Here is a 15184-nt window from a genome sequence, read left to right as displayed (position 1 = left end):
CCCGTCAGGCCAACGTGCCCAGTGCCAGGGGTTCGATGCCCCGCGCACGGTCGATCTTCTCGGCCACGCGGAAGGCGGCATCCAATTCGCTGATGCCGTGCTGCTGCATCAACTGGAAGCGTTCGGCCTTCTCCTCGGGCTCGGTCATCGCCATCGCCAGGTAGAGGCTGGGCGGCACGGCGCGGAACAGCACCTCCATCGACTTGGACAGGATGACGCCCTCGCTGAACTTGCCGGCCTCCTTGCGCGCCGAGAGCATCAGCGCCTTCTGCGACGCGTTGAGTTCGCGGAAGCGCGCGATCTTCTCCACTTCATCGGGCGGCATCGACAGGCAGATCCACCACTCGATCATGTTGAGCATGGGCTCGGCCGCTTTCGGCAGGTCGTCCAGGTTCTGCGTGGCGAGCCAGAACCAGGCGCCGAGCTTGCGCCACATCTTGGTGATCTTGACCACGTAGGGCGCGAGCAGTGGGTTCTTCGTGATGATGTGGCCTTCGTCCGTCACGTTGATGATCGGGCGGCCCAGGAACTGATCGCGCTCGGCGATGTTGTTGACGGTGTTGATGAGCGAGATGTAGGCAATCGAGAGTTGGGCGTTGTAGCCCTCGCGCGCGAAGGTGGCCAGGTCCACGATGGTGATGTCCGCCTCGGGCCACGGCGTGCCGGACCGGTCGAACATCTCGCCGTCCACGCCCTGGCAGAACATATCCATGGCGTCGGCCATCTCGAGTAGCCGTGCGCGCCGCATCTCCGGCAGCGTGGCGTCGCGGGCGCGCTCGCGCAGCGCGTCGCGCACATCGCGCGTGAGCACCGTGCGTCTGTCCGCCACGCAATGCTGGGCCGCATCGAGAATGCACTGGCGGATCAGGCTGCGGTCGGCGCGCGTCATGCGCGCTTCTTCCTTGTCCTCGCCGCCGGTGATCATCAGTCGTGCAGTGATCTCCAGCTCGCCGAGCACGTCACGCTGCTCGTCGCCTTCCACGGCCATGCCGGCATCGGTCTGGTCTTCGTCGAGCGCATCGGCATCCAGCGTCTGTACCTGGCTCGGCGTATCGACCAGGCGCCAGGCGTCGGCGAACGGGGCCAGACTGACGCCCGCGCCCGGCGCGAGCTTCACCCGATGCACGGTGAGGCCCAGCCGTGCCGCGAAGTCGCCGAACAGGCCGAAGCTGTTGCCAGCCTCGACGATGAACAGGCGCGGCCGGTAGATCGCCGTCACCTGGTTCAGGATGTTGTTGAGCGTCGCGCTCTTGCCCGAACCCGTGGGGCCGAACAGGAATAGATGCGCGTTCATCTGCCGGTCGAGGCGGTTCAACGGATCGAAGGTGATCGGACCGCCGCCGCGGTTGAAGAACGTGATGCCCGGATGCCCCGTGCCCTGGCTGCGGCCCCAGACCGGCGCCAGGTTCGCCGCATGTTGCGCGAACATGAGCTGGGTGTACCACTGGCGCTTGTCGGCAGCCGGATCGAACATGCACGGCAGCCAGCGCAGATAGCTGTTCAGCGGCGCCACCTCGTCCTCTTCGCGTACCGGCTGCAGGCCGGCGTTGAGCATCACGTTGACGAGCTGAAGGCCGCGCGCATCGAGCTGGGCCAGGTCGCGGCCGCGCAGGTAGAACGCCAGCGCGCCGCGGTAGAGCTTGTGCGCGCTGCCGATCAGGCCGCGCGCCTGCTGCACGTCCTGCCGGGTCTGCTCCGAGGCCAGGGTCTCGCCGACGGCCTTCCTGGCGAGGTGGTTGAGGTGCGCCTCCAGCACGTCCTGGGGCGTGGCGACCAGCGTCAGGCACATCATCGTGTCCTCGGGCATCTGGTCGAACAGCGCGTTCATGGCATCGCCGCCTTTGCGCGTCTCGCCCGTCAGATGGCCCGTCACGGGTGGCGTGCGCAGGCGATCCATCACGATTACCCGATGCGGCATGCCGTCGAAGAACCACAGGCCGTTGGGCACGTCCGAACGGGGCTGGCCGAAGAACAGGCGCTGCGCGAAATCGGTGCCGCTGGCGAGTTCGATCTCGCCCTCCTCCCGCTCTTCCGGGTAGCGGGTCAGCGCGTAGAAGCGTTCGCGGTCTTCGGCAGTGGCGCCGAGCAGGGTCGGATTCGGGTTGAACCAGCGCAGCAGCCAGGCGTGGATGTCCGCCGCGCCGAGACGCCGAGCCTTCACGCCGGCATTCGCCAGCCCGCCGACCAAGCGGTCGCAGATCGTGGTCAGCGCCTGCTCGGGCGACTGGCCGCGCCGCGAGGTCGGGGCCGCGGACGTGCGGCGGTAGACCACCATGCGCACGCGCCGGACCTGGCCGCGCCACGGCAGGCGCGTCACCGTGGTGTCCTCGAACAGGCCACCCGGCTTGGCGATGGCCCGCAGGTGATGGGCGAAGAAGCGCAGGTAGAAGTCGCTGAACGCGCTGCCCAGCGCACGCGGCTGCAGATAGTTCGCCAGTGAACGCAGATAGTTGTCCCAGTCGGCCTCGTCCTGGGCGTAGAGCTGCACCACCCAGGGGTTGTCGTCCAACTCGTCGAAGGAGTCCTGCAGGGCGTTCTCCAGCGCATCGCGCGCCTGCCATAGCCAGGCCATCTCGCGGCCCTCGGTGCCGACCGGCGCCAGCTCGAAGAAGGCCGCCACCGACTGGCCATCTTCCAGCAACATGCACTTGGAGCCGGGCAGGTACTCGACCCAGGGCAGCAAGTCCGCGAACGACGGCGCGACGCCATAGAGCGCATCGTGGTCGGCCTGGGTGGCCGGCCTGCGCCTGCCCCGGTCGAGCGCGCTGCCCGGCCCGGCGACACCCTGTGCCGCCAGGGCCGTTAGGTGCCGCGCCCAGGCATCATCGGCCGCATCTACGGCGTCAGCAGGCGATGCGTCGGGCTTGCGTGACCACGGCAGCAACCAAGCCATCAGTAGTCCTCCACGCGCTCGCCCGGCATCGCGTACTGCACGCGCTGGTAGAGCGGGAACACCGTGCTGTAGCCGGGCACCGGCACCGGGTCGGTGCCCGCCAGGTGCGGGAACACGTACATCACCAGGTCGGGGTTCGGCAGGCGGTGGAACTGGCGGTAAATCTCGTTCTGCGCGGTACGGGTGTAGCGCGCCTGCACGCCGGGCGCCGCCTGCACATCGGCCTCGGCCAGCGGCCGGCGCAGGCCCTGGCGCGCATCGAGCAGTTGCCGCGCCGCCTGGCCGCCGCCCGCGCTGCCGCCGGTCTCCTGATGCCAGATGTCGAGCATGGCGCTGTCGCCGTGCGGCAGCAGCTTCTCCTTGCTGGTGGCGCAGCCGCCGAGCAGGGTGGCCGCCAGCAGCACGGCGGCTGCGTCAATCCAGATCCGAGGCATTGGCTTCTCCGGTGCGGTGGTGGACCCGACGCCCCTTGGCGTCGTAGTCGATGTCGAGCGGCTGCTCCAGATGCACGGCCACCTTGGCGCCGGGCTGCACGTAGACCGCCGCGAAGGCCTGTCCATAGAGCTTGTTGACCCAATCGGCCATGTCGCGCACGCCGCCCGCGAGGATGCGGCCCATCGCTTCGTTGCCGCTGATGCCGACGGTGCCCAGCGAGCCGTTGCTATTGGCGACCACGGCCACGCTGCCGTTGTCGGACTTGATGAGCGAGGCCGCGCCGGCGCCGGCCGCGGTGATGAGCGCCTGGCTGCCCAGGTACTGCTGGGCGTTGCTGCGCCGCTCGCCGCTGACGCAGGGAATGCCGTAGGGGTCGCTGATCCAGCCCAGGCCGCCTTGGATGCTGGCGCCGTTGTGACCCGAGTTGCCGCCGCTGCCGCCGCCCTTGCTACCGTCCTCCGGCACCGTGCGGATGGTGCCGTCCTGGAACACGAACGTGACCGAGCGGATTTGCCCGCGCACGCACGAGAGCGTCCAGTCGCCCGAGGCCGTGCCGCTGACCACGGCGCCGGCCACGTCGGGGATGTCGATGCCGTTGGCCGTGAGGTTGTCCGGGCCGATCAGCACCTTGAACGGGTACGGGTCGTTGACGGTTCCATCGATCGGCACGCGCCCGATCAGCGCCGTCATGGCAATCGACCCCATGAGCGTCGAGTTCGACGGCACGGTGTAGACAGCCTTCGTGGATGCGCCCACCGCGCGGCTGCCGACGTCGGCGACGGATTCCACTGCGGCCGACAGGCTTTTCTGGGCCGGCCCGAAGCTCAGGGGAAAGCTCGGCTCCTTGCTGCCGTTCTTGGCGTCGACCTTGGCATCGTCGGGCTCGACCCACTGCGTGCCACTGGTGCCGCGGTTGAAGCGCTTGCCGTCACCCTCTTCCAGCCCCAGCCCGACGGGCAGGTCGGACGGGCCACCCTTGCCGGAAAGGCCGTCCAATTGCCGCTGCAGATCCTGCAGCAGCCCCTGGGTCTGCTGCCTGTCGCTGGCCACCTGGTTGCGCTCCTGCTCCAAGCGGTTGCGTTCGCCTTCCAGCGCGCTCTGGATGCGCTGGTCGATCGCGCTTTCCCGCGCACGCAGGCGCTCGTTCTCGGCCTTGTGCTGCTTGTTGTCGCCGAGCGCGCTCTGTAGCTCGGTGCGCAACTGTTTCACCTGGGCCACCAGCGTGGCGACGGTATCGCGCGGCGTGTCGCCGGCGATGCCCAGGGCTTTCATCTCCTCGGGCGTGAGCGTACTGGTCGCGCCCTTGGGAGCGGGCTGGCCGCCCGGGGCGCCGGAGAACAGCTTGATGCCGACGAACACCAGCAGCAGCGCCATCGGGATCAGCAGCCACTTGAGCAGCGGATTACTCTTCATCGCGCGCTCCTCCGGTCGAGCCGGCCGCGGCGGCCGGCGGCAGGTTCACGATGGCGTCGATCGGGCTCAGCGCCGGCAGCAGCGACTCGGCCAGGCCGTGGCCGCGCGTGACCAGGTAGAGCACCGTGGTGTCGGACGGGGTGCCGGCCGGCCCCAGGTTCGGATGCTGAAAGGTCGCCGCCACGAAGTTCCCCTGCAGGGCGCGCGGGTCGAGGTCGAGCCAGCGCGCGGCGGTGTTGGTGAGTCGCACGGCCGTCACCCACTGGTCTTCCAGGCGCCATGCGGCCAGTGCCCGCGCGTGCACCGGCAGCGTCGGCAGCAAGGTGTCCAGCGCGAGGTCGCGGCGCAGGTTCACGCGCCCGATGCCGGCGACCGGCTCGACGGTGCGCAGCGGCGCATACAGGTTCTGTGCGGCATGGCGCGTCAGCACGACCGGTACCGGCGTTTCGCGCCGGGGAACGGATTTGCCTGCGGGCGCATCGGCCTGCTCGTCCGCGCCGCTTGCTGCACCGCCGCCGTAGCGCTTTGCGGGGGCTGCCGCTTCCACGATGCGCACCGGCTCCAGCGGCGCCTGGCCGTCCTTCGCCGGCTCGGCGGCGATGTCGAGCAGGATCAGCACGCCGGATTCCACGTCCTGCAGTTGCAGCCGCGTGGGCGGAATCGGCTCGCTCGCCCGCAGGTAGATCGCGCCGCCCGCACTCTGCACACGCAGATGGTCGCCGACGCCGGCCGGCACGCCGACGCGCACATTGCGGTCGATGAAGACCACGCGCTCCTGGCCGACCACCAGCGGCACCGGCAGGGGCAGCCGCTCCCAGCGCAGGATTTCCACGGCCTGGCTGGCCGGCACGAAACCGAGGATCAGCAGGACGCCGGCCAGGGCCGACAAGGCAACGGGCTTCATGGAGAGTCTCCCTGCAGGTGGCCGGAGGCGTTGGCGGGCGCGACGGCCTGGGTCGGCGTCGGCGGCGGTTCGATGCGCTGGGGCGCGCTGGCGTAGCAGTCCAGCGCCAAGCCAAAGGGGTTGCGCTCGGGGTCGATGTCCAGCCGGACGACCTTGATGGGGTAGCGCACCAGGGCGCGCTTGACCTGCTCGGAGCCGTAGTATTCATCCGCGCTCACGTCGAGCGTGACGATCCAATCGCGGTCGGAGATCACCTTGACGCGCGCGGCCGGATCATCGCCGTAGCCGCGGCCGGGAATCTCGTATATGCCGCGCACGCGCTGACGCAGCTCGCCACTGGCGCGCCGGTACTCGTAGTCCTGTTGCAGAAAGGCCCGGCAGCTCGGCGTCAGGTAGGCCGACAGCGCGCGCAGGTTGCGTGGATAGTCTTCTTCGCCGTTCGTGGGCCAGCGCTGCACCTGCTGCCAGATGTAGAACGAGAAGGCATACACGCTCTCGGGCGGCACGTCCCACCACTTGCGCGTGCTACCCGAGCGCAGGTCCGGCGGCACATGGATGGTGAGACTCTTCGGCGCACTCCACCAACCGAAGCCGAGCAGCAGCGCCACCACGAACAGCGCGCCGGCCCCCAGGCGCAGCGTCTTCACATGCGCCTGCAGGTGCGCAATCTCATTCTTGAAACGGCTCATGGCGCCCCTCGATCGGAGTTGCGCCGGGTCGTCCAGTAGCCCGAGCGGGTGATGAGGCGCTGCCCGCTCAGGAGCGCTGCCAGCGCCGGATGCCGCAGGGCCAGCCGCCACTGGAGCTGCCGGTACAGCCAGGTGTCGGGCCGGCCACGTTTCTGTGCGCGCAGGAAGCCACCGCCGACGAAGACGCCCAGCGCGATGCCGGCGACGATCAGCGTGGGCACCATGGCGATGCTGTGCGTGAGCCACGCCAGCGGCAGGCCGAGCGCGAATCCGGCGGCGGCCGACAGGCCGGTGCAGATCCACAACTCGTCGGCGGTCAGCCCGCGCACGACCACCGGCTGGCGGTTCAGCCGGTGCGGCAGAAAGGTCACCAGCGTGTCGCGCGGGGTCTCCGAAGGGACGGCCATCGCTTGCCGCCCTCACAGCACGCCGGTGGCCTTGGTGAGCAGCCAGATGCCGACCACCAGCAGGATCGCGCCCACGGCGACCGTCAGGCCGAACTGGCCCCAGGTGGCGCGGCCGGTGTGGATCTCCGAGTAGCGTGTGTAGGCGTGATAGCAAACACCGACGAACATCGAGGCGACCACGAGCAGCGCGATCAGCAGCACGATGTCGTAGCCGTAGTTCTGCAAGGTCTGCAGGATGCCGCTGCCCTGGCCGCGCGATGGGTCTTCCATGGTCGGCAGGCCCTGCGCGAAGGCCGACAGCGGCAGGCCCGCGAGCGCCAGCGGCAGCAGCGGTGCGGCGATGCGGGACGGAATGCGATGGGATGTCGGTGGCGTGTTCATGGCGTATGGCCTTTCGTGACGGTCAGGAGAGGAGGAAGAAGGTCAGCACCAGGTACATCGCTACGAAGCGCACGACGACGGCGAGGAACTGACGTTCAGTGATGCGGTGCTCGGCCCAGCCGACGTAGGCGGTGCGCATGGCCCACACGCCCCACAGCAGCAACACGGCGAACACGAAAGCGAGCACCACGGCAGAGACGGCCGAAGGCGCAAAGCCGCCGTTGGCCTGGAAGGCGGCGACCTGATCGGCAGAGGGCGTCATGGCGACGGCTCCTCGTCGTCGGCGCGGTCGCGGCGGACGTAATCGCCGGCCAGCGGGACGGGATCGCGCGGCTGGGCGCGCTGGGGCACGAGGTAGTCCTGCAGGCCGGCGCGAACGCGCTTCAGGTCTGCGCGCAGTCGGGCGTAGTCGAAGTGGTAGCGGGCGCGTTCCTGCGGAGCGGTACTGGCGGCGTGCTCGGCGAGGCGGTCGATCAGGTCGAGCTGGCGCGCGAGCACGGCGAGTTGCTCACGCTCCGGAGTGTCGTCGGCAATGGCGGGTTGCAGGGCCGAGAGCGACACGGCCAGCAGCACGGCCAGCGAAGGCCATGCGGATGCGCGGCGGTTGGTCTGTCCCATCGTGCCATTCCCAAGTGAAGCGAATGGCCTTGATGCTGTGTCCCTTGCTCGGCTCGCGCCGCAATCAAACGGAACCGGTGGTCAACCGTATTTCAGATGTGTTGCTTGATCTGAGATCCGCTGGCTCAGCTCTTCGTCGTCGCTGCTCCTGTTGCCTGTTAAACCAATCCTTTGACTACCATTCGTTCCAAAGCTTTACCGCCGCCTCGATGAATGCATCACAGGCCGCCTGTCGCCAGCACGTGTGGTAACCATCTCGCAGCAGGTAATACTGCTCGTTGGCGCACACGAGGTCGGTTTTCGATGCCTCCTGCCGATACCAATTCAAGGCGTTGACCACGCAGTCCTGATAGCTGGTGGTGAGCTTCTCGTTCGGCACGTTGTACAGCAAGCCTTCGATGTAATATGAAGGCGCGATACCGGCCTTAATCAGGCCGTCTTCGACCATCCGGCTGCGCATGTTCTTGAACACCCGGGCCATAGGTTTGAGCCACTGCGAAGATGCCTGATGTTTCGCCGTCAGGTTCGCCGAGTGCTGCTTTGGGTAGTTCGCGATTCGCTCGCCGGCAGAGTTGAAAAAGCAAATGCCTTCGACGTACTCAGAGTCACTCGCTGACCGGAACTTGAAGTAGCGCCGGAATTGCGTCGCAACAATCACGTCCGACTTGCGCCGCGAGCCGCTCGCGTCGATGGCGATCGCCTTGTCGCCGGCTTTCACGGCCGAGCCGTATTGCCCCTCAAGCACCGACAGTACGTCCCGCTTGAAGTCGGCATGTGTGTAGGTCGCGTCGCTGAATGCCTGCTTGTAGGCCGACTTTTCGTCATCGGACAGAGATTCGAGATCGCTGTGAAAGCAGTCGTCGAGCCGTATGACGATATCCACGTCGCTCTCGGCGTAGATATTCGTGTCGTTACCGTACGAGCCTTGAAGGAACACTTTGAAGTTCCTGCCAGCATACGGCGTGGTGCTGTCCTCCAGGACGCTCTTGATCGTGTTGTAAGTGCTGCTCGACTGGGTGATCGATCCCTGGTGGGACCACGTTTCGAGCTGCGATTCTGGAATCGGCATCTTCTTCCCCCGGCTATATCAAATACTCGCGAAGCTGCTTCTCCCGCGACGCGAACGACTCCCGTCCTCGCTGGAACAAGACACCCAGCTTCTTGAGGTCGTGCTCTAGCAGATCGGTCGCCATTTCAGGCGTGACGTAGGAGTCGTTGATCCGGATGGTCGGTACGTCATGGAACAGAACCTGCCGCAGCTGGTCCATCGACTGCGTGTTGATCTCCAGGGTCTTCTGCAGCAACTGGACGCTGACGAGATACCTTTTCGCCAGCCTCATCAACAGGCTGGGCTTCGGGTCGGGATAAATGCCCACGCCAACGCTCACAAGGCGGATGTCCTTGCGATCACTCCGAAGCGCCTGGACCGCATCGGCGATCGCGTACAGCGTCGGGTTGTTTGCGCAGTACCCCCCGTCGATCAGCTCAATGTCCTCACCCATTGAGGTCCTGACGATCGTTCGCTCGAAGAACGGGTAGGCCGAGCACGATGCCTTGACAGCGTCTGCGATGCTCACACCAAAGCCCGGGACGAACGTCCCGGCTCGGCCATGCGCCTGCGCGACGCTGCCCTTAAAGATCATCGGGCGCTCGGTCAGCCACTTGGCCGTAACGATCCCGATGCCGGTCTTCACATCACTGAACGTTGCATCACCGAAGACCTCGCTCGCCAGCTTCTTCAGGGCTCGAGACCTAGCCGGAGCAGTCTTCTGCGACATCACGGTAGGCACGTGCTTGCGGTACAGCTCCAGGATGGAATCGACGCCGTGACCGAGCGCGATCAGTGACGCGATGATCGCGCCCGTACTGGTACCGAAAACCAGATCGAACTTCTGGTGCAGTGGGCACCCGATCATCGCCTCGATTTCCTTGAGTACGCCCAGCGTGTAAAAGCCCTTCGCGCCGCCGCCGTCCAACGTAAGGACACGCAGGAAGGCAGACGACCCAGACTCTTCTTTCGACTCCATCATCTTCAATGTCCTCCCCACCGATGAAGAGCGTAGGCAACGCCGATGATCATCAGCTCAACCCTGAGCATGAAGCCGTACCAGTGTCCGCACAGGCTCTCCCGTCGCTGCGGTGCTTGTGGTCATCATCATTAGAATACGCATGTATGACTCCAAATGGATTCATGGACAGATTCTATGGCAGACCATATACTTTCCGCAATAATCCGTACAAGCATTCGCTAACCCGAACGAGCCAGTCAGGATGTCGAACGAACAGCTTGCAGATCTAACTCAACCACAGCGCGACCGACTCGCGTTCGTGGAGTTGCGCGTGCGCTTCATTGGGGAGATACGCCGCCAGGACCTGGTGTCGCGGTTTGGCATCCAATCCGCTGCTGCTTCAAGGGATCTGGCGCTGTACAAGGAGTTGGCCCCAGGCAACATCGACTACGATTCCAAGGGCAAGTCTTACGTCCTTGGGCCGGACTTCCAGCCGGTCTTCGACTTCCCACCGGAGCGGGTGCTGTCGTGGCTGACCCAAGGCTTCGGCGACGGTGAGCCGATGCGGCTCAAGGCGTGGGTGGCCAGCGAGAGCCCATCACGACTCACGCACCCGGACCTGGATGTGCTCGCGAGCGTGACCCGTGCGATCCACCAGGAATGCCCGCTGGGCATCGAGTACCACTCCATCTCCAGCAGCCGCACCGAGCGGGAGATTGTCCCCTTTGCGCTGATCGACAACGGCCTGCGCTGGCACGTCCGCGCGTTCGACCGGAAGTCGCAGGAGTTCCGGGACTTCGTCATCACCCGGATCAAACGCCCCATGGTGCTCAAGGGGCAACCCGTGGCGCCCCACGAGATGAGCGATCAAGACATTCAGTGGACCCGAATCGTCGAGCTGGAGCTGGTGCCACACCCAGACCAGCCCCGGCCGGAGATCACCGAGATGGACTACAGCATGCAGGGTGGCGTGCTGCGGATGAAGCTGCGGGCTGCTACCGCCGGTTACATCCTTCGCCAATGGAGTGTGGACTGCACGCCCGACCACAGCCTGCGCGGGCACGAGTACCGGTTGTGGCTGAAGGACCACCTTGCCATCTACGGCGTGCGAAATGCCGTGCTGGCGCCGGGCTACCGCTCCCCTGATCAACAACGGCTCGAAGCCGAGTCGGACTGAGGGTCTGAGCATGCTGGCAAAACTCGAACGACTCATCGGTGAAATTGGCGACCTCAACAGCAAGTTGATCCTGCTGGTTGGCCCCAGCCGCAGCGGCAAGACCCAACTGCTGCGCCAGCTGGGCGACAAACTCAACATTGAGCCGCTCAACGTCGGCCTGGAGCTGGGGCGCCGGCTCGCGGCAACACCGAACAAAAAGCGCGGTTTCTCGGCGGGCGAACTGCTGCGGGAGATCGCGGACAAGGAGCGTACTGAAGACCCGCTGCTGCTCGACAACCTGGAGTTGTTGTTCGAGCCCAGCCTGCAGATCAACCCGCTTGACCTCGTCAGGCGGCTGGCTCATTCCAAGCGCGTCGTGGCCGTCTGGCCTGGCGAGCTGCGCGGTGATCGCTTGGTGTACGCCGACATGAGCCATCCAGAACATCGTGACTACAGCTGCGACGGCGTGGTCGTACTCGAAATTTGACGCTACGGGGAAGAGAGAACCATATGGCCAAGAACATGAAATACGGAGATCTGATCCAGTTCGAGCAGATCGAGTCAGTCATTCAGCTGCTCGATGCCGGGCGCCCGGATGAGGCCAAGAAGCTCGTCGCAACCTATGTCATCTCCGATGACATGGCCGAGCGGATCTCCAAGCTCATGGTTCCCCAGCTCAGTTTCGACGAATCGGTCGATCACAAAGGTGTGCTGATCGTCGGCAACTACGGTACCGGTAAGTCGCACTTGATGTCGGTGCTGTCGCTGGTGGCCGAAGACGCTGCTTACGCACCGATGATTCGCCACCCCAAGGTTGCCGAGGCGGTTGCTCCGATCGCCGGTCGCTTCAAGGTGTTGCGCATCGAGGTGGGCGGGTTGCAAATGCCGCTGCGCCAGATCATCACCCTGCAGCTTGAGCGTTTCCTCGAAAAGATCGGCGTCGACTACACATTCCCGACCGCCGACAAGGAGCTCAACAACAAGGACTCCTTCGAGGAGATGATGGCAGCGTTCGCCGAGAAATTCCCGGACCAGGGCGTGCTGCTGGTTGTCGATGAATTCCTGGAGTACCTGCAGTCCCGGCGCGACCACGAACTGGTCCAGGACTTGGCCATCCTGCGTCAGATCGGCGAAGTCACCAAGCACCTGAAATTCCGCTTCGTCGCCGGTGTGCAGGAGGCCATCTTTGACAGCGTGCGTTTCCAGCACGTCGCCGACAGCATGCGCCGCGTCAACGAGCGCTTCACCCAGATCCTGATCGACCGTCAGGACGTCAGCTTCGTCGTCTCCGCGCGCCTGCTCAAGAAGACGGCCGATCAGCAGAACAAGATCCGCGAGTACCTCACGCCGTTCGCCAAGTTCTATGGCTCCATGAATGAGCGCATGGACGAGTACGTGCGCCTGTTTCCGGTCCATCCGGACTATTTGAAAACCTTCGAGCAGATCCACTTCACCGAGAAGCGCGGCGCGCTCAAGACCATCGAGTCCGCCATGCTGGCCATCCTCGACCAGGAAGTGCCTGCCGACAAGCCGCTGTTCATCAGTTATGAGAGCTTCTGGAACACCATCAAGACCAATTCGGTGCTGCGTGCCGACCCCAACATCAAGGAAGTGATGCGCGTGTCCGAAGTGCTGGAGTCCCGGGTGCAGCAGGCGTTCACCCGTCCGGCCTACAAAGCCATGGCGCTGCGGGTCATCAACGCGCTGGCCGTTCATCGTTTGACCACCGGCGGCGATATCCATGTCCCCATTGGTCCCACGGCCGCCGAGCTGCGCGACGCCCTGTGCCTGTTCCAGCCGGGTGTGGAGGACATGCCGGGCGATCCGGCAGAAAACCTGCTGTCGATGGTGCAAACCGTGTTGCGGGAGGTGTTGAAGACCGTCAACGGTCAGTTCATCTCCAAGGCACCGGACACCGAGCAGTACTACCTCGACCTCAAGAAGGACATCGACTACGACGCGCAGATCGAAAAGCGCGCCGAAGCCCTGTCCGACGATGCGCTGGACCGCGCCTACTACAGCGCCATCAAGGCGCTGATGGAGTGCAGCGACGATCTGCGGTATCCCGGCTTCCAGATCTGGCAATACCAGATCGAGTGGCAGGAACGCCGTGTCGAACGCATGGGCTACCTTTTCTTTGGTGCGCCGAATGACCGGCCCACGGCCCAGCCCGAGCGCGACTTCTACATCTACTTCATCCAGCCCTTCGACAAGCCGAAGTTCACCGACAACAACCTGGCGGACGAGGTGTTCTTCCGCTTGAAGTCGCCCGACGAGGACTACAAGCGCCATCTGTCGCAATACGCGGCGGCACTGGATCTGGCGTCCACCGCCAGCGGTGGCGCGAAGGCCATCTACCTGTCCAAGGCCCAGGACTCGTTGCGGTCCATGAGCAAGTGGCTGCAAGAAAAACAGATGACCGCGTTCGAGGTCACCTACCAGGGCAAGACCAAGACGCTGCAGGACTGGTCCAAGGGCGTGTCCCTGCGCGACCGCGCGCGACTTGGCCCGGATGAGCGCATCAACTTCCGCGACGTGGTGAACATCGTCTCTGGTCTGGCACTGGGCCAGCGCTTTGCCGACATCTCGCCCGAGTACCCCACCTTCTCGGTGCTGGTCACCGAAGCCAACCGCAAGCAACTGGTGGGCAATGCGCTGCGAGCACTGGCTGGCGGCACCCGCACCAAGGATGCCGCTGCCATCCTGGATGCACTGGAACTGCTCGATGGTGACCGCGTCGATCCCGCCAACTCCCGCTACGCGCAGGAAGTGCTGAACCGCCTCAAGGCCAAGGGCCACGGCCAGGTGCTCAACCGCAGCGAGCTGCTGTCGGGCACTTCGGACATCGAGTATTTCGCGCCCATCAAATACCGGCTGGAACCCGATCTGCTGGTCACTGTGCTGGGTGGGCTGGTCTATTCCGGCGACATTGTGCTGTCGATCACCGGCGACAGGATCGACTCCGGCAAGCTGGCACAGCTGGCTGAACGCTCCATCGAAGAGCTCAAGCAGTTCAAGCACGTCGAGGCACCCAAGGAAATCAATCTTGCGGTACTGCGTGTCCTGTTCGAGTTGTTCGACCTGCCATCTGGCCTGGCCCAGAAAGCCAGCCAAGGCGACACCGAGCCGGTCATCAAGCTGCAAGACAAAGTCAGCGCTCTGGTGCCGCGTGTACTCAAGGCGGGCTCCGACTTGCAACAAGGCAAGCTCGGCTTCTGGGGCCAGAACCTGCTGCGCGAGGAGGAAGCGAAAGACTGGCATGCCCGGCTGGACGCGCTGAAGAAGTTCACCGAGTCGCTGGCGCCGTACAACACCGTCGGCAAGCTCAAGAACCTGCGCGTCACGCAGGAAGACCTCGACGGCCAGAAAAAGAATCTGGAAGTCCTGGCCGCCGTCGAGCGTCTGCTCGAACTGGTGGTCGAGCTGGGCAGCACGGCGTCCTACCTCTCTCAGGCCGAGATGGTGTTGCCCGCTGAGCACCCGTGGGTGAAACAGGCCGAGGCCGCCCGCAAGGCGCTGCAAGAGAAGCTGAGTCAGGACCGCACGGCCGAGCACGCCGCCGAATACCGGCAGACGCTGAACCAGCTCAAGAAGGACTACATCAACGCCTACATCGCCAGCCACAGCAAAGCGCGGTTGGGTGTGGCCGAGGACAAGACCCGCAACGCCCTGCGCAAGGACGACCGCCTGCTGGCGCTGCGCGTCCTGGCCGGCGTGTCGCTGATGCCCACCAGCCAGCTCACCGCCTTCGAGGAGTCGCTCAACGGCCTGAAGAGTTGTTCATCGCTGGATGAGCCGACGCTGGGCACGGCAGCCGTTTGCCCCCACTGCCAGTTCCGCCCCTCTGCCGAGCAGCTGGAGCTGATCCCGGCGGCCAACCGCCTGCACAAGCTGGACGACGATCTGGACCAGTTGGTGGCCAACTGGCAGCAAACGCTGCTGGAGAACCTGGAAGACCCGTTCACGCAGGACAGCCTGGGTCTGCTGCCGCCTGCGTCTAAAAAGCTGATCGACGCCTTCCTGACCTCACGCAAGCTGCCAGACCCGATGACCACCGAGTTCGCCAATGCCGTTCAGGAAGCACTGTCGGGGCTGGAGAAGATCGCGGTCAAGGGCGACGAGATTAAGCAGGCGCTACTTCAAGGCGGCTCGCCGGCCACACCGGATGATCTGCGCAAGCGCTTCGACACCTTCATGAACGAGCGCTGCAAGGGCAAGGATTCAACCAAGCTGCGCTTCGTGATCGAGTGATGCCGTGACTCTGCAAGCGAACAGGGAG

General features: G+C 65.0%; 14 protein-coding genes. 3 read left to right on the top strand and 11 right to left on the bottom strand.

The annotated features are described in order from the left end of the window. Positions 1-4 precede the first annotated feature (4 nt). The 11 genes from HRU73_RS09645 to HRU73_RS09595 form a co-directional block, all read right to left on the bottom strand. Entirely contained in the window at positions 5-2893 is a 2889-nt protein-coding gene (locus tag HRU73_RS09645; protein ID WP_287398549.1) for a conjugative transfer ATPase, read from the bottom strand. Further along, positions 2893-3327, bottom strand: coding sequence for a TIGR03751 family conjugal transfer lipoprotein (locus HRU73_RS09640; RefSeq protein ID WP_287398548.1), 435 nt, complete (start codon positions 3325-3327; stop codon positions 2893-2895). The genes HRU73_RS09645 and HRU73_RS09640 overlap by 1 nt, the downstream gene beginning before the upstream one ends. Beyond that, positions 3308-4741 carry a TIGR03752 family integrating conjugative element protein gene (locus HRU73_RS09635; RefSeq protein WP_287398547.1) on the bottom strand — a complete coding sequence of 478 codons (1434 nt, stop codon included), beginning with the start codon at positions 4739-4741 and terminating at the stop codon, positions 3308-3310. Before HRU73_RS09635 ends, HRU73_RS09640 begins: the two co-directional genes overlap by 20 nt. Further along, positions 4731-5645 carry a TIGR03749 family integrating conjugative element protein gene (locus HRU73_RS09630; RefSeq protein WP_287398546.1) on the bottom strand — a complete coding sequence of 305 codons (915 nt, stop codon included), beginning with the start codon at positions 5643-5645 and terminating at the stop codon, positions 4731-4733. Before HRU73_RS09630 ends, HRU73_RS09635 begins: the two co-directional genes overlap by 11 nt. After that, a complete protein-coding gene (locus HRU73_RS09625; protein WP_068636835.1) occupies positions 5642-6334 on the bottom strand; it encodes a PFL_4703 family integrating conjugative element protein in 693 nt (230 codons plus the stop codon). Before HRU73_RS09625 ends, HRU73_RS09630 begins: the two co-directional genes overlap by 4 nt. After that, entirely contained in the window at positions 6331-6741 is a 411-nt protein-coding gene (locus tag HRU73_RS09620; RefSeq protein ID WP_287398544.1) for a TIGR03750 family conjugal transfer protein, read from the bottom strand. The genes HRU73_RS09625 and HRU73_RS09620 overlap by 4 nt, the downstream gene beginning before the upstream one ends. A gap of 12 nt (positions 6742-6753) precedes the next feature. Beyond that, positions 6754-7122: a TIGR03745 family integrating conjugative element membrane protein gene (locus HRU73_RS09615; protein ID WP_031754986.1), complete on the bottom strand. Its 369-nt coding sequence runs from the start codon at positions 7120-7122 to the stop codon at positions 6754-6756. 22 nt (positions 7123-7144) lie between these two features. Beyond that, on the bottom strand, positions 7145-7384 hold the full coding sequence (locus HRU73_RS09610; RefSeq protein WP_003140997.1) for a TIGR03758 family integrating conjugative element protein: 240 nt from the start codon (positions 7382-7384) through the stop codon (positions 7145-7147). After that, a complete protein-coding gene (locus tag HRU73_RS09605; RefSeq protein WP_287398542.1) occupies positions 7381-7740 on the bottom strand; it encodes an integrative conjugative element protein, RAQPRD family in 360 nt (119 codons plus the stop codon). Before HRU73_RS09605 ends, HRU73_RS09610 begins: the two co-directional genes overlap by 4 nt. Positions 7741-7915: 175 nt before the next feature. Next, entirely contained in the window at positions 7916-8809 is an 894-nt protein-coding gene (locus tag HRU73_RS09600) for an anti-phage nucleotidyltransferase (protein ID WP_287398541.1), read from the bottom strand. 13 nt (positions 8810-8822) lie between these two features. Continuing rightward, complete coding sequence (locus HRU73_RS09595) at positions 8823-9770, bottom strand: anti-phage phospholipase (protein ID WP_287398540.1); 948 nt, start codon at positions 9768-9770, stop codon at positions 8823-8825. Positions 9771-10011: 241 nt separating this feature from the next. On the opposite strand from HRU73_RS09595, the gene HRU73_RS09590 reads away from it, so the two are divergent. The 3 genes from HRU73_RS09590 to HRU73_RS09580 are packed head-to-tail and all read left to right on the top strand — an operon-like array spanning position 10012 to position 15156. After that, positions 10012-10926: a WYL domain-containing transcriptional regulator gene (locus HRU73_RS09590; protein ID WP_287398539.1), complete on the top strand. Its 915-nt coding sequence runs from the start codon at positions 10012-10014 to the stop codon at positions 10924-10926. 10 nt (positions 10927-10936) lie between these two features. Continuing rightward, positions 10937-11392 carry a BREX-3 system P-loop-containing protein BrxF gene (brxF, locus tag HRU73_RS09585; RefSeq protein WP_287398538.1) on the top strand — a complete coding sequence of 152 codons (456 nt, stop codon included), beginning with the start codon at positions 10937-10939 and terminating at the stop codon, positions 11390-11392. A 23-nt stretch (positions 11393-11415) separates the two neighbouring features. Next, entirely contained in the window at positions 11416-15156 is a 3741-nt protein-coding gene (locus HRU73_RS09580; protein WP_287398537.1) for a DUF6079 family protein, read from the top strand. The last annotated feature ends 28 nt before the right edge of the window (positions 15157-15184 follow it).

This window comes from Nitrosomonas sp. H1_AOB3, from assembly GCF_015709435.1.
GTDB classification, from domain to species: Bacteria; Pseudomonadota; Gammaproteobacteria; order Burkholderiales; family Nitrosomonadaceae; genus Nitrosomonas; species Nitrosomonas europaea.
This window is presented reverse-complemented; position numbering and strand designations above follow the sequence as displayed.

Coding starts and splice junctions, on each gene's coding strand:
- HRU73_RS09645 (WP_287398549.1), bottom strand. CDS start 2,893: ATGGCTTGGTTGCTGCCGTGGTCACGCAAGCCCGACGCATCGCCTGCT.
- HRU73_RS09640 (WP_287398548.1), bottom strand. CDS start 3,327: ATGCCTCGGATCTGGATTGACGCAGCCGCCGTGCTGCTGGCGGCCACC.
- HRU73_RS09635 (WP_287398547.1), bottom strand. CDS start 4,741: ATGAAGAGTAATCCGCTGCTCAAGTGGCTGCTGATCCCGATGGCGCTG.
- HRU73_RS09630 (WP_287398546.1), bottom strand. CDS start 5,645: ATGAAGCCCGTTGCCTTGTCGGCCCTGGCCGGCGTCCTGCTGATCCTC.
- HRU73_RS09625 (WP_068636835.1), bottom strand. CDS start 6,334: ATGAGCCGTTTCAAGAATGAGATTGCGCACCTGCAGGCGCATGTGAAG.
- HRU73_RS09620 (WP_287398544.1), bottom strand. CDS start 6,741: ATGGCCGTCCCTTCGGAGACCCCGCGCGACACGCTGGTGACCTTTCTG.
- HRU73_RS09615 (WP_031754986.1), bottom strand. CDS start 7,122: ATGAACACGCCACCGACATCCCATCGCATTCCGTCCCGCATCGCCGCA.
- HRU73_RS09610 (WP_003140997.1), bottom strand. CDS start 7,384: ATGACGCCCTCTGCCGATCAGGTCGCCGCCTTCCAGGCCAACGGCGGC.
- HRU73_RS09605 (WP_287398542.1), bottom strand. CDS start 7,740: ATGGGACAGACCAACCGCCGCGCATCCGCATGGCCTTCGCTGGCCGTG.
- HRU73_RS09600 (WP_287398541.1), bottom strand. CDS start 8,809: ATGCCGATTCCAGAATCGCAGCTCGAAACGTGGTCCCACCAGGGATCG.
- HRU73_RS09595 (WP_287398540.1), bottom strand. CDS start 9,770: ATGATGGAGTCGAAAGAAGAGTCTGGGTCGTCTGCCTTCCTGCGTGTC.
- HRU73_RS09590 (WP_287398539.1), top strand. CDS start 10,012: ATGTCGAACGAACAGCTTGCAGATCTAACTCAACCACAGCGCGACCGA.
- brxF (WP_287398538.1), top strand. CDS start 10,937: ATGCTGGCAAAACTCGAACGACTCATCGGTGAAATTGGCGACCTCAAC.
- HRU73_RS09580 (WP_287398537.1), top strand. CDS start 11,416: ATGGCCAAGAACATGAAATACGGAGATCTGATCCAGTTCGAGCAGATC.